The following is a 14,678-nucleotide window of genomic DNA, read 5'->3' on the forward strand; positions in this document are numbered from 1 at the left end:
CTCATCTGCGTCGCTGGTGCATCACAAGACCCATGCTGCTAGAAAACGATTTACATTTTGGGCAACTGTCTGCAAGACTGTTGCAAAAGGGGGAGCGTTATGCATACGAGTCTTTCAGGGGCACGCGTTGCCTTGTGGCTGGGCATCGCAGTGTTTGTAGTCGCTGCGGCGACGCTGCCCCAGGCCCGCGCTTTGGACAAACCCACCGGCACGGTCGTTCTGACCATCGACGGCGCGATCAGCCAGACCAACAACGGCTCGCAAGCCCAGTTCGACATGGCCATGCTAGAGAAGCTGCCCCAGCACAGCTTCTCCACCCAGACCCCCTGGTACCCCAGCGCCGTCACTTTCACTGGCCCCCTGCTGCGCGATGTGCTGGCGGCCGTGGGCGCAAAGGGCAAGAACATCACAGCGGTGGCGCTCAACGACTACAAGACGGAAATCCCCATCGACGATGCCACGCGCCACGACGTGGTCGTTGCCCGGCTCATGAACAACCGCCCCATGCGTGTGCGCGAAAAGGGGCCGCTTTTCATTGTCTATCCGTTTGACACCAAGGCAGAGCTGCGCAGCGAGCTGTACTACAACCGCGCCGCCTGGCAGCTCCATATCCTGCGAATTCGCTAGTCCACCCCCTCCTCCCAACTTCCCAGGAACCACACCATGATCCGGGGCAAGCACTTTCTGCGGCTGATCATCGCGGGCCTGGTGGTGGCGTATGTGGCCATTGCCGGGGTGCAGTACCACCAGTACCGCAGCGTCGAGGCGGTCATGCGCCGGGGCGACGTCAATGCCCTGTGGTCATTCCTGCAGCTCAATGTGGAGTACGAAAAACTCGACCACGCCCTGCACCAGTTCGAGCTGGACCCGCCCAGCCTGCCCATGGACCGGCTGGAGCTGCGTTATGACCTGTTCCTGAGCCGCTTCAGCGCGCTGGAGAGCGGCACCGCCCGCACGCTGATGCAGGAGGAACCGATCTACGCCACAGCCCTGGAAGCACTGCAGAAGTTTGTCGCCGCAGGGGACAACCATTTCGGGCAGAGTGTGGACGCGGCATCGAGCCAGACAAACATGCGTCTGTTGCGGGCCGAGCTGAACAAGCTGCGCGACATCGTTCAAGAGCTGTCGCTGCAGGCATCGCGCATCTCCGCCTTGCTGGGCGACCGGCGCAACGAAGAGGTCAAGCACCAGACCCTGCTGACCACCGGGCTGACCGCGTTCCAGGCCATCCTGACCTTTTTGCTGGCCATTGCCATGGCGCGCCAGTTCCTCCAGCGTGAAAAGGCCACCTCCCAGGCCCTGGAGGCCCAGGCCGAGCTGGTGGAAGCCCTCAAGCGCAACGAGGAAGCCCTGGAGGCCCGGGTAGCCCTGCGCACCACGGAGCTGCAGCGAGCCAACGCCGCGCTGCAGGAACATGAAGATGAACTGGAGGTGGCCCGCGCCAAGGCAGAGGACGCATCGCGCATGAAATCAGACTTCCTGGCCAACATGAGCCACGAGATCCGCACGCCCATGAACGCCGTGATTGGCATGAGCCACCTGGCGCTGGCCACCGAGCTGACCGCGCGCCAGCGCGACTACGTCGAAAAGATCCAGCGGTCGGGACAGCACCTGCTGGGCCTGATCAATGACATCCTGGATTTCAGCAAGATCGAGGCGGGCAAGCTCGAAGTCGAGGTGGTGGATTTCGACCTGCATGCCGTGCTCGACAACGTGGCCAACCTGCTGGGCGAGAAATGCGCCAGCAAAGGCCTGGAGCTGATGTTCGACGTGGACTCCCACCTGCCCGCCGACTTGCGTGGAGACCCCCTGCGGCTGGGGCAGATCCTTGTGAACTACGCCAACAATGCCGTCAAGTTCACGGACGATGGCGAGATCATCGTGCGGGTACGCGAAGCAGCGCGGGATGCCCAGGGCGTGCTGCTGCGCTTTGAAGTGCAGGACACGGGCATCGGCCTGACCGAAGAACAGCAGGCGCGCCTGTTTCGCTCATTTGAGCAGGCCGACACCTCGACCACGCGCAAGTACGGCGGCACCGGCCTGGGCCTGGCGATTTCCAAGAAACTGGCCAGCCTGATGGGCGGCGAGGTGGGCGTGCACAGCGCGCCGGGCAAGGGCAGCACCTTCTGGTTCACGGCGCGACTGGGTTTGGGCGCGGCCGTGCAGCGGCCACTGCTGCCGGAACCCGACCTGCGTGGCCGCCGCGTGCTGGTGGTGGACGACAGCGAACAGGCCCGGCAGATCCTGGCCGAGCTGCTGTCCAGCATGAGTTTTTCGGTCACGCTGGCCAGTTCGGGGGCGCAGGCCGTGGACCTGGCACGCGCCGCGGACCTGGCAGGCAGGCCCTGCGAAATCGCCTTTCTGGACTGGAAGATGCCTGGTATAGACGGTTTTGAAACCGCCCGCCAGCTGGCCCAACTGCCCCACCCTCCGCGCCCGGTCATCGTCACCGCGCATGGGCGTGACGACGTTCTGGCCGAACTCACACGCACCGGCATCGGGCTGATGCTGACCAAGCCCGTCAACCCATCTCAGCTTTTTGATGCCGCCATGCGGGCACTGGGGGGCGCGCAGCGGGTGGACGACGGGCGGCGCCTGCCAGCCTCAGCGGCACGGGGCGCCAACCTGGCATCGATCCAGGGGGCGCGCGTGCTGCTGGTGGACGACAACGACCTGAACCAGCAGGTGGGCAGCGAACTGCTGGCCAGCGCCGGGCTGGTGGTGGATGTGGCCGACAACGGCCAGGCCGCACTCGACATGTTGGCCCGAGGCACCTATGACATCGTGCTCATGGACATGCAGATGCCGGTGATGGACGGCCTCACCGCCACGCGCCAATTGCGCCAGAACCCCGCCTGGGCGCGCCTGCCGGTGCTGGCGATGACCGCCAACGCGATGAGCGGCGACCGCGAGCAATGCCTGGAAGCGGGCATGAACGGCCACATAGCCAAGCCCATTGACCCCGACGCGCTGTTCGCCGCCCTGCTGCAATGGATTGCACTGCCGCACACTGGGGGCGCCAGCGGTAAGACTGTTGCCCTGCAACCTGCGGTGCCTGGCGCTCCTTCCTTGGCGCCGGCGGACACCCCCGACCCGCTGACACACGTCGAAGGCCTGGACACCGCCGCCGGGCTGCGGCGTGTACTCGGCAAACGTACGGCCTATGAGAGCCTGCTGCGCAAATTCGTGGCCGGACAAGGCAGCGCAGTGAAAGAAGCGCGCGCGCACCTCGCGGCCGTCCAGCCAGAGGCGGCGCAGCGCGCCATGCACACGCTCAAAGGTACCGCTGCCACCATAGGCGCGGTGGGCCTAGCCGAACTGGCAGGCGCGGCGGAGCAAGCCATTGCACACAACGCGACCGCCGACGTCCTCGAAGCCCTGCTCCCGCCCGTAGACACCGCCTGCCAGACCCTGGTGGCTGCGCTGCAGAGCGCCCTGCCCCCTGAGGCAGACACGCCCGGCACGGCGAGCGCTGCCAGAACCCCGTTGGATGGCGCGCAGGCCCGCGCATTGGTGGAACGCCTTGGCGCCCTGCTGGAAGACAGTGATTCCGACGCCATCGAATTGTTCAAGGACTCCGGCACCAGTCTTCAGGCCCTGCTGGGCCCCGCCTACGCCGACATGAAGCGGCTGCTCGACAACTACCTCTTTGCCGATGCGCTCGACGTGCTGCGCAAGGCGGGGAACGATATGCAACACAAGGAGGACCCAGTTCATGAATAGCCCATTGGAATTGAGCGGCAAATGCACGGTGCTGGTGGTGGATGACACCCCGGGCAATCTGTCGCTGATGAGCGACCTCCTGCGCCCCGACTACAAGGTCAAGCTGGCACCCACCGGCGAACGCGCGCTGCAGATCGTGGCGGCCGAAAAGCCCGACCTGATCCTGCTCGACATCATGATGCCGGACATGGATGGCTACGAGGTGCTGCGGCGCCTGCAATTCAACCCCGAGACCGAAGACATTCCGGTGATTTTCCTCACCGCCATGAGCGCCACCGACGACGAAACGGTGGGGCTGGAGCTGGGCGCAGTGGACTACATCACCAAGCCCGTCAACCCCGCCATCACCATGGCGCGCGTGCGCAACCACCTGCAGCTCAAGCGAGCGCGGGATTTGCTCGCCCACCACAACCACTTTCTGGAGCAGGAGGTGGCCAACCGCACGCGCGCCCTGGCGGAGCTACAGGACGCCACCATCCGCGCCATGGCATCGCTGGCCGAAACGCGGGACAACGAGACCGGCAACCATATCCGCCGCACGCAGCACTATGTGGAAGCGCTGGCCCGCAAGCTGCAGGACCACCCGCGCTTTCGCGACGAACTCACGGAAGACGCCATCCAGGTGATCTTCAAGTCCGCCCCGCTGCACGACATTGGCAAGGTGGGCATCCCCGACCGCATCCTGCTCAAGCCGGGCAAGCTGACGCCTGAAGAGTTCGAGATCATGAAGACCCACACCACACTGGGCCGGGACGCCATCGTGGCGGCAGAAACCGAAACCACGCAAAACAACCCGTTTTTTCGCTACGCCAAGGAAATCGCCTACAGCCACCAGGAAAAGTGGGACGGCTCAGGCTACCCCGAAGGGCTGGTGGGCAACACCATCCCCCTGTCGGCACGGCTCATGGCGGTGGCCGATGTGTATGACGCGCTGATCTCCGAGCGCGTGTACAAGGCCGCCTTCTCCCACGAGACGGCGGTAGAAATCATCCGCGACGGCCGAGGTAGCCACTTCGACCCCGACATGGTGGACGCCTTCCTCTCGCTCTCCGAAGAGTTCCGGCGCATTGCTCAGCAGTTTGCCGACAGCGAACATGCGCTGCAGGCGCAGCGCGACCGCATTGCCCAGGACCTCTCTACCGAGGGTGTGGTCATCGGCGAAGGCAGCGTCAGCAGCAGCGGCGGCTAACCGCCACGCTCTCAGCAGCAGGCGCCTGCGGCGCTTTCCTCTGCCCCACTTTCAGAGGAAGTGGTGGTGCGGTGTCCGTTGAGGCCCAGCTTGGCCAGCAGTTGCACGTCGGCCTCGACATCGGGGTTGCCGGTCACCAGCAGCTTGTCGCCATAAAAGATGGAGTTGGCGCCCGCCATGAAACACAGCGCCTGCACGGCTTCGCCCATCTGCTGGCGCCCTGCGGACAGGCGCACCCGGGCCCTGGGCATGGTGATGCGGGCCACGGCGATCATGCGCACAAAATCGAACGGGTCGATGGGCTCGCTGTCAGCCAGAGGCGTGCCGGGCACGCGCACCAGGCTGTTGATGGGCACCGACTCGGGGTACGGCTGCAGGTTGGCCAGCTGGGCGATCAGGCCAGCGCGGTGCACGGGCGCCTCGCCCATGCCCACAATCCCACCGCAGCACACGCTGATTCCCGCGCTGCGCACATGCGCCAGTGTGTCCAGCCGGTCCTGGTAGGCGCGGGTGCTCACCACATCGGTGTAGTACTCAGGGGCGGTGTCCAGGTTGTGGTTGTAGTAGTCCAGCCCCGCATCCTTGAGGGCCTGCGCCTGGTGCGATTCGAGCATGCCCAGGGTGGCGCAGGTCTGCAGGCCCAGGCCCTTCACGGCACCGATCAGGGCGCTGACTTTTTCGATGTCGCGGTCCTTGGGCGCGCGCCAGGCGGCGCCCATGCAAAAACGCGTGGCCCCCGCATCCTTGGCAGCCTGGGCAGCGCGCACCACTTCGTCCACTTCCATCAGCTTGTCGGCTTTCACGCCCGTATCGAACTCGGCCGCCTGCGGGCAGTAGCCACAGTTTTCGGGGCAGCCGCCGGTTTTGACGGACAGCAGGGTGGCCAGCTCGATGTCGCCCGCAGGCCAGTGCTGGCGGTGCACGGTCTGCGCCTCGAACAGCAGGTCCATCAAGGGCTTGTCGAGCAACGCCTGGATGGCTTCCACGCTCCACGGGCCTTGTGGGTTGGCATTGGCTGGGCGCCGGTGCACCTGGACGTTTTGTACGGTGGGTGCCGGCGGCACAGGCTGGGCGGCGGGCATGGCAAGGGTCGTGGAGGACATGGCGATCAATTCCCTTCAAGGCATTTGCCCCACCGTGGCACGGAGCCACCCGAGGCTTAAGAAGTTGTTTAGCGACACCGCGCGCACGGCACACCACGGATGATTTGGCATGGCGCGCTGCGAGGTGGGCGGATTCTGGACGAGAAAACGGCACAAAAGCACGCCACAGGGTCACAAAAGATGCCAAGAAAAACGAGGCATCAACAACCGTCAAATTGTGAACTTTTTAGGAGCAGAAGACCGCAGGTTGATCGAACTTGCCGGGCCTTTGGGGCAGCCGACTTCTTGGCGCCTTCAACAGCCCCGTTGTGGTGGTTATCTGCTCCCATCTGGCACTCTGTGCAGCCGAGCAGCGCCGGGAGATGGCCGACGTTGGTGCGCTTTGGAGAACGATTTTTCGCAACTATGAACCCAGTGCAGCAATCACGTCGGCCGGGGCCTGCACCAGTTCGATCAAGACGCCCTCGCCCGCAATCGGAAACTCGTCATTGCTCTTGGGGTGCAAAAACGTGATGTCGTAGCCCGCCGCGCCCTTGCGGATACCGCCGGGCGCAAAACGCACGCCCTGGGCCGTGAGCCATTCCACGGCCTTGGGCAAATCGTCGATCCACAGCCCAATGTGGTTGAGCGGCGTGGTGTGCACGGCGGGTTTTTTGTCGATGTCGAGCGGCTGCATGATGTCCACCTCGACCTTGTAGGCACCCTGCCCCATGGCCAGGATGTCTTCGTCCACGTTTTCGCGCTCGCTCTGGAAGGTGCCGGTTTGGGTGAGGCCCAGCATGTCCACCCACAGGGTTTTCATGCGCTGCTTGTCGGTGCCGCCAATGGCGACCTGCTGGATGCCCAGGACTTTGAACGGGCGACGAAGGGATGTGGTCATTGAATATGCTCCTTAATTGATAGCTGCTTGCGCTTATGAATAAAGCGCTACAAGCCAATTTGATCTAAAAACACCTTACTCCCGACTACCCTTCACTCAGCACCCAACTGCTCAGCGTGGCGAAGTACTCGCGCAGCCAGGCGTTGTAGCGCGTGGTCAGGGGCGTGGGTGCCGCTACCGGCACCATGTGGGTAAAGCCATGGCGCTGGGCAATGCGCAGAGCACGCGGCAGGTGGAAGTCGCTGGTCACCAGCGCGAGCGGGGCCGTGGCGGCAACACCGCGCGCCTCCAGCAAGGGGCGACTTAACGCCAGGTTCAGCTCGGTGCTGGTGCTGTCCTTCTCCAGCACCAGGCGTTCCGGCGCGATACCGTGGCGTTCTTGCAGATAGCGCGCCATCACCTCCGCCTCGGTATCTGTAGTGCCCCAGACCTGCCCACCACACACAGCGATCAGCGCCTCAGGCTGCAAGCGGGCCAGCGCGGCCGCTGTGTCCAGCCGCGCCGCAAGTGCCGGGCGGGGCTGTCCGTTCTGGATGCCCGCTCCCAGCACCACAATGGCCTGCACAGGCGTTGCCTCTGCCGGAGACACGCCGGCGCCCCGCAAGAAGAACACCCAGAAAACCACCACGCTGAGCATCCACGCAGCCAGCCCCCACCAGCCCACGCGCCACCACTGCTGACGCCGCCGGTCATGGTGCCGCCAGCGCGTGAGGGGTGACCACCACACCGCGATGGCCAGAAACAACGCCCCCAGCGCAACGGGCAACATGGTGCCCAGGTTGAAGTGCCCCAGAACCATCAGCACCGCGCCGTCCAGAAACAGCACCCCGCCAGCCAGCGCCAGCAGCGTGCGCACAGCCACCGCTGTCATCGCAGGCTGCAGGATGGAGCGCGAGGCACGGGCACCATCAGACGAATTCCAGAATGACCTGGTCCACCGCCAGCGATTCGCCCTTGCCCGCAGTGATCTTGCCCACCACGCCGTCTTGCGCGGCAAAGAGGATGTTCTCCATCTTCATGGCTTCGATCACGGCCAGCTTTTCACCGGCCTGCACCTTCTGCCCTGGCTGCACCGCCACATCGACCAGCAGGCCCGGCATGGGCGAGAGCAGAAACTTGGACAGGTCCGGCGGCGCCTTGAACGGCATGAGCTTGTGCAAGCGCGCGCCCAGCGGCGACAGCACCAGCGCGTCGATCTGCGTGCCGTTGTGCGCAATGCGCAGCGCCAGCGGGTTCTTGCCCACGCCGCGCTCCACCTGGGCCGTAAAGCCCTGGCCGTTGCAGGCGCCCTGCACGCGAATCTGGCCCAGCGTGGCGTTGCTACTGATCTGATAGCTGGTACCGCCCACCAATACTGCGCTGGAGCCCGATTTGTCTTCAAAGTCGGACACCGTCACCTCATGGTGCTGGTTCTGCCCTTCGGCGCCCAGCGTGACCACCACAAACTGCTCGCCCACCTTCACCTCGTGCCCGGCCAGTTGGCCGCTGATGCCAGAGGCACGGGCGCGGTAGCGGCGGTGCATGAACGCGGCCAGCGCCACCAGGAACAGCGGGTCCGCGTGCGGCACGTCTTCAGCGTGAAAGCCCTTGCCGTAGTTCTCGGCGATGAAGCCGGTGTTGAAGTCGCCCGTCACGAACTTGGGGTGTGCCAGCAACGCGGCCTGGAACGGGATGTTGCTGCTGATGCCACGAATCACAAAGCCGTTCAGCGCAGCGCGCATCTTGGCAATCGCATCATTGCGGTCGGTGCCATGCACGATGAGCTTGGCGATCATCGAGTCGTAGTACATGGGGATCTCGCCGCCCTCGTACACGCCCGTGTCCACCCGCACGCCCAATTTTTTGGTCGTATCGGACTGGAACATCGACTCCTCCGGCGGCTGAAAACGCACCAGGCGGCCGGTGGACGGCAGGAAGTTGCGGAACGGGTCTTCCGCGTTGATGCGGCACTCAATCGCCCAGCCGTCGCGCTTCACATCGGCTTGCGTGAGGGGCAGCTTCTCGCCCGCCGCCACGCGGATCATCAGCTCCACCAGGTCCAGGCCCGTGATGCACTCCGTCACCGGGTGCTCCACCTGCAGGCGGGTGTTCATTTCGAGGAAGTAGAAGTCTTGGTCCTTACCGACCACGAACTCCACCGTGCCCGCGCTCTGGTATTTGACGGCCTTGGCCAGTTGCACCGCCTGCTCGCCCATGGCCTTGCGCGTGGCGTCGCTGATGAAGGGCGATGGCGCCTCTTCAATCACCTTCTGGTGGCGGCGCTGGATGGAGCACTCGCGCTCGTTCAGATAAATCACGTTGCCGTGGCTGTCGCCCAGCACCTGGATCTCGATGTGGCGCGGCTCCTGCACAAACTTCTCGATGAAGATGCGGTCGTCGCCAAAGCTGTTGCGGGCCTCATTCTGGCAGCTGGCAAAGCCTTCAAACGCTTCCTTGTCGTTGAACGCCACGCGTAGGCCTTTGCCGCCGCCACCTGCCGAGGCCTTGATCATCACGGGGTAGCCAATGCCTTTGGCGATCTCCACCGCCTGCTCGGGGCCCGAGATGGCGTCGTTGTAGCCAGGAATCGTGTTGACCTTGGCTTCGTTGGCCAGCTTCTTGGACGCGATCTTGTCGCCCATGGCCGCAATCGAATGCGCCTTGGGGCCGATGAAGGCAATACCTTCGTCTTCGCAGCGCTTGGCAAAAGCTTCGTTTTCCGAGAGGAAGCCGTAGCCGGGGTGCACGGCCTGCGCGCCAGTCTGCTTGCAGGCAGCGATGATTTTGTCGGCCAGCAGGTACGACTCGCGCGAGGGCGCGGCGCCAATGTGCACGGCCTCGTCGGCCAGCTTGACGTGGCGGGCTTCCTTGTCGGCGTCGGAGTAGACGGCGACGGTGGCGATGCCCATTTTCTTGGCCGTTGCAATCACTCGGCAGGCGATTTCGCCACGGTTGGCGATCAGGATTTTCGTAAACATGTTCTTATGCTCCTTGTCCGCTCACAGTGGGATGTTGCCGTGTTTGCGCCATGGGTTTTCGAGCTTCTTATCGCGCAACATCACCAGCGACCGGCAGATGCGCTTGCGCGTCTCATGCGGCAGGATCACGTCGTCGATAAAGCCGCGTGCACCGGCCACAAACGGGTTGGCAAAACGCTGCTTGTATTCGGCCTCGCGCGCGGCCAGCTTCACCGGGTCGTTCTTGTCCTCGCGGAAGATGATCTCCACCGCGCCCTTGGCGCCCATCACCGCAATCTCGGCGTTGGGCCAGGCCAGATTCACGTCGCCGCGCAGGTGCTTGGAGCTCATCACGTCGTATGCGCCGCCGTAGGCCTTGCGCGTGATGACGGTGATCTTGGGCACGGTGCACTCGGCATAGGCATACAGCAGTTTGGCGCCGTGTTTGATGATGCCTCCGTACTCTTGAGAAGTGCCAGGCATGAAGCCGGGCACGTCCACAAACGTGACCACGGGGATGTTGAACGCATCGCAGAAGCGCACAAAGCGCGCGGCCTTGATGCTCGACTTGATATCCAGGCACCCTGCCAGCACCAGCGGCTGATTGGCCACGATGCCCACGGTCTGGCCTTCCATGCGGGCGAAGCCGATCAGGATGTTCTTGGCGTACTCGGGCTGCAGCTCAAAGAAGTCCCCGTCGTCCACGGTCTTGAGGATCAACTCCTTCATGTCGTAGGGCTTGTTGGGGTTCTCGGGCACCAGGGTGTCCAGGCTCAGGTCCATGCGGTCGGCCGGGTCGTTGCTGGGGCGCACCGGGGCTTTTTCGCGGTTGTTGAGCGGCAGGTAGTTGTACAGGCGGCGCAGCATCATCAGCGCCTCCACGTCGTTCTCAAACGCCATGTCGGCCACACCGCTCTTGGTGGTGTGGGTGATGGCGCCGCCCAGTTCTTCGGCCGTGACTTCTTCGTGCGTCACGGTTTTGACCACTTCGGGGCCGGTCACGAACATGTAGCTCGAATCCTTGACCATGAAGATGAAGTCCGTCATGGCGGGCGAATACACGGCGCCACCGGCGCTGGGGCCCATGATCATGCTGATCTGCGGAATCACGCCGCTGGCCAGCACGTTCTTCTGGAACACGTCGGCATAGCCACCGAGGGACGCCACGCCTTCCTGGATGCGGGCGCCGCCCGAGTCGTTCAGGCCGATGACCGGTGCGCCGACCTTCATGGCCTGGTCCATCACCTTGCAGATCTTCTCGGCATGGGTTTCAGACAGCGCACCGCCGAACACCGTGAAGTCCTGGCTGAACACAAACACCAGGCGGCCGTTGATCATGCCGTAGCCCGTCACCACACCGTCGCCGGGGATCTTGTTGTCCTCCATGCCAAAGTCGGTGCAGCGGTGCTCGACAAACATGTCCCATTCTTCGAACGTGCCGTCGTCCAGCAGCAGCTCGATGCGCTCGCGCGCCGTGAGCTTGCCCTTGGCGTGCTGCGCATCGATGCGCTTTTGCCCGCCGCCCAGGCGTGCCAGCGCACGCTTTTTCTCCAGTTGATCCAGGATGTCTTGCATGGTCGTCCTTTGGTGAATGGGTTGGTGTTTACTATTTATTTGATAGCTGCTTGCGCTGGATGGGATTGCGCTAGCAGCAGATTTCTTGCTGCAGTCGATGCCGCAATGCGTCCTGCGGCCACATCGGCCTGCATTTGCGGCAGCAGCTCGCGCACCTGCGGGTGCTGGCGAAACGCGAGCTTGAGGCCTGCGTCGATGCGCTCCCACATCCAAGACAGCGCCTGCTTCTCGCGCCGCGTGGCCAGGCGTCCGTTGGCGGTTTGCAGCTGGCGGAACTGCGTGACGGCGGCCCAGAAGCTGTCTACGCCCTGCCCCAGCAGCGCGCTGATTTGCACTACCTTCGGGTGCCACAGCGTTTCGTCGTGGTGCGCGTTTTCCGGGTTGCCGTGCTGGCTCAAGAGGCGCAGGCTGGAGGTGATTTGTGCCTCGGCCCGTGTGGCGGCGTTCTTGTCGATGTCGGCCTTGTTGATGACCACCAGGTCGGCAATCTCCATCACGCCCTTCTTGATGGCCTGCAGGTCGTCGCCCGCGTTGGGCAGCTGCATCAGCACAAACATGTCCGTCATGCCCGCCACAGCGATCTCGCTCTGGCCCACGCCCACGGTTTCGACAATGACCACGTCGTAGCCTGCGGCCTCGCAGACCAGCATGGCCTCACGGGTCTTCTCGGCCACACCGCCCAGCGTGCCGCTGGATGGGCTGGGGCGGATGTAGGCTTTTTCGTGCACCGACAGGTGTTCCATGCGCGTCTTGTCGCCCAGGATGGAGCCGCCCGATACGGTGCTGGACGGGTCGATGGTGAGCACGGCCACGCGGTGGCCTTGGCCGATGAGGTACAGGCCCAAGGCTTCGATGAAGGTGGATTTGCCCACGCCGGGTACACCGCTGATGCCGAGGCGGAAGGACTTTCCGGTGTGGGGGAGCAGCTGGGTGAGCAGCTCATCGGCCTGCGCGCGATGGTCTGCGCGTGTCGATTCGAGCAGGGTGATGGCTTTGGACATGGCGCGGCGTTGCACCGCCGCCGTGCCCTGCACCACCCCGTCAAGAAGCGCCGCAGGTGTCACGCCACCGCCTTGCGAATCTGCTCCAGCACATCCTTGGCGCTGGCGGGGATTGGTGTGCCGGGGCCGTACACGCCCTTCACGCCCGACTCGTACAAGAAGTCGTAGTCCTGCGCCGGGATCACACCACCCACAAACACGATGATGTCGTCCGCACCCTGGTCCTTGAGCGACTGGATGATGGCGGGCACCAGCGTCTTGTGGCCTGCAGCCAGCGTGCTCACGCCCACGGCGTGCACGTCGTTTTCGATGGCCTGGCGGGCACATTCCTCGGGGGTCTGGAAGAGCGGGCCCATGTCCACATCAAAGCCCAGGTCAGCAAAGGCGGTGGCCACCACCTTGGCGCCCCGGTCGTGGCCGTCCTGGCCCAGTTTGGCGATCATCACGCGGGGGCGGCGGCCTTGTTCTTCGGCAAAGGCGTTGATTTCGGTCTTGAGTTTGTCCCAGCCTTCGGCCGAGTCATAGGCAGCTGCGTACACACCGGTCACCTTTTGCGTATCGGCGCGGTGGCGCCCAAAAACCTTCTCCAGCGCATCGCTGATCTCGCCCACTGTGGCACGCAGACGCACAGCCTGGATGGACAGGTCGAGCAGGTTGCCCTCGCCGCTTTCTGCTGCGGAAGTGAGAGCATCCAGCGCTGCCTGCACCTTGGCGGCATCGCGCGTTGCACGGATCTTTTGCAGGCGAGCGATCTGGCCGTCACGCACCTTCATGTTGTCGATCTGCAGGATGTCGACCGGGTCTTCCTTCGCCAGCTTGTATTTGTTGACGCCCACGATCACGTCCTTGCCGCTGTCGATGCGCGCCTGCTTCTCGGCGGCAGCAGCTTCGATCTTGAGCTTCGCCCAGCCGCTGTCCACGGCCTGGGTCATGCCACCCATTGCCTCGACCTCTTCGATGATCTTCCAGGCCGCGTCGGCCATGTCCTGGGTCAGCTTTTCCATCATGTAGCTGCCAGCCCAGGGGTCGATCACGTTGGTGATGTGGGTCTCTTCCTGGATGATGAGCTGCGTGTTGCGCGCAATGCGAGCGCTGAACTCGGTGGGCAGCGCAATGGCTTCGTCAAAGCTGTTGGTGTGCAGGCTTTGGGTGCCGCCAAACACGGCGGCCATGGCCTCGATGGTGGTGCGCACCACGTTGTTGTAGGGGTCCTGCTCGGTGAGGCTCCAGCCCGAGGTCTGGCAGTGCGTGCGCAGCATGAGGCTCTTGGGGTTCTTGGCCCCCGTGGCCTTCATGATGCGGCACCACAGCAGGCGCGCGGCGCGCATCTTGGCGACTTCGAGGTAAAAGTTCATGCCGATGGCCCAGAAGAAACTCAGGCGCCCGGCGAATTCGTCCACGTCCATGCCCTTGGCGATGGCGGTCTTCACATACTCCTTGCCGTCGGCCAGGGTGAAGGCCAGTTCCAGCGCCTGGTTGGCCCCGGCTTCCTGCATGTGGTAGCCGCTGATCGAGATCGAGTTGAACTTCGGCATGTTCTTGGCCGTGTACTCGATGATGTCGCCAATGATCTTCATCGACGGCTTGGGCGGGTAGATGTAGGTGTTGCGCACCATAAACTCTTTCAGAATGTCGTTCTGAATGGTTCCGGAGAGCTTGTCTTGCGAGACGCCCTGCTCTTCTGCCGCCACCACATAGCCCGCCAGCACGGGCAGCACCGCGCCGTTCATGGTCATCGACACAGACACCTTGTCGAGCGGGATCTGGTCGAACAGGATCTTCATGTCCTCGACCGAGTCGATCGCCACCCCGGCCTTGCCCACGTCGCCCGTCACGCGGGGGTGGTCGCTGTCGTAACCCCGGTGGGTGGCCAGGTCGAACGCCACACTCACGCCCTGCCCGCCTGCGGCCAGCGCCTTGCGGTAGAAGGCGTTGGATTCTTCGGCGGTAGAGAAACCAGCGTACTGGCGGATCGTCCAGGGCCGCACGGCATACATGGTGGCCTGGGGGCCGCGCAGGTAGGGCTCAAAACCCGGAAGCGTGTTGGCGTACGGCAGGCTGGCCGTGTCTTCGGCGGTGTACAGCGGCTTGACGGTGATGCCATCGGGCGTGACCCAGTTGAGGGCGCTGACATCGCCCCCCGGCGCCGACTTGGCTGCGGCCTTGGCCCAGGCTTCCAGCGAAGACGCGGCGAACTCTGGGGCGTTGTTGGTGGGGTTGTCACTCATGGCAAAAGCTACTCCGAAGATGGCGTTGGGGCGTCCAACACAG

At 63.9% G+C, this 14,678-nt stretch carries 10 protein-coding genes; 3 read left to right on the top strand and 7 right to left on the bottom strand.

The features are described from left to right. Positions 1-99: 99 nt before the first annotated feature. Genes ACT89O_RS13340 through ACT89O_RS13350 form a run of 3 tightly spaced genes read left to right on the top strand, consistent with a single transcriptional unit; the run spans position 100 to position 4,912 of the window. Positions 100-627: a putative pterin-binding protein gene (locus ACT89O_RS13340; protein ID WP_487260276.1), complete on the top strand. Its 528-nt coding sequence runs from the start codon at positions 100-102 to the stop codon at positions 625-627. A gap of 36 nt (positions 628-663) precedes the next feature. Beyond that, entirely contained in the window at positions 664-3,723 is a 3,060-nt protein-coding gene (locus ACT89O_RS13345) for a hybrid sensor histidine kinase/response regulator (protein WP_487260277.1), read from the top strand. Further along, complete coding sequence (locus ACT89O_RS13350) at positions 3,716-4,912, top strand: response regulator (RefSeq protein ID WP_121506326.1); 1,197 nt, start codon at positions 3,716-3,718, stop codon at positions 4,910-4,912. Before ACT89O_RS13345 ends, ACT89O_RS13350 begins: the two co-directional genes overlap by 8 nt. A gap of 11 nt (positions 4,913-4,923) precedes the next feature. On the opposite strand, the gene bioB is transcribed toward ACT89O_RS13350, so the two are convergent. From bioB to scpA, 7 genes are all read right to left on the bottom strand, one after another. Then, complete coding sequence (gene bioB / locus ACT89O_RS13355) at positions 4,924-6,024, bottom strand: biotin synthase BioB (protein WP_431149289.1); 1,101 nt, start codon at positions 6,022-6,024, stop codon at positions 4,924-4,926. 394 nt (positions 6,025-6,418) lie between these two features. Next, positions 6,419-6,895: a VOC family protein gene (locus ACT89O_RS13360; protein ID WP_487255115.1), complete on the bottom strand. Its 477-nt coding sequence runs from the start codon at positions 6,893-6,895 to the stop codon at positions 6,419-6,421. 85 nt (positions 6,896-6,980) lie between these two features. Next, positions 6,981-7,766, bottom strand: coding sequence for a YdcF family protein (locus ACT89O_RS13365; RefSeq protein WP_487260278.1), 786 nt, complete (start codon positions 7,764-7,766; stop codon positions 6,981-6,983). A 37-nt stretch (positions 7,767-7,803) separates the two neighbouring features. Next, positions 7,804-9,852 carry an acetyl-CoA carboxylase biotin carboxylase subunit gene (locus tag ACT89O_RS13370; RefSeq protein WP_487260279.1) on the bottom strand — a complete coding sequence of 683 codons (2,049 nt, stop codon included), beginning with the start codon at positions 9,850-9,852 and terminating at the stop codon, positions 7,804-7,806. Positions 9,853-9,873: 21 nt separating this feature from the next. After that, the gene (locus ACT89O_RS13375) at positions 9,874-11,406 is read right to left on the bottom strand and encodes an acyl-CoA carboxylase subunit beta (protein WP_436129263.1); all 1,533 of its coding nucleotides are present in this window, start codon (positions 11,404-11,406) and stop codon (positions 9,874-9,876) included. Positions 11,407-11,441: 35 nt separating this feature from the next. Next, on the bottom strand, positions 11,442-12,470 hold the full coding sequence (gene meaB, locus ACT89O_RS13380; protein ID WP_487260280.1) for a methylmalonyl Co-A mutase-associated GTPase MeaB: 1,029 nt from the start codon (positions 12,468-12,470) through the stop codon (positions 11,442-11,444). Further along, positions 12,467-14,635: a methylmalonyl-CoA mutase gene (gene scpA, locus ACT89O_RS13385; RefSeq protein WP_055397868.1), complete on the bottom strand. Its 2,169-nt coding sequence runs from the start codon at positions 14,633-14,635 to the stop codon at positions 12,467-12,469. Before scpA ends, meaB begins: the two co-directional genes overlap by 4 nt. Positions 14,636-14,678 lie beyond the last annotated feature (43 nt).

It is taken from the genome of Acidovorax sp. NN32, assembly GCF_057597245.1.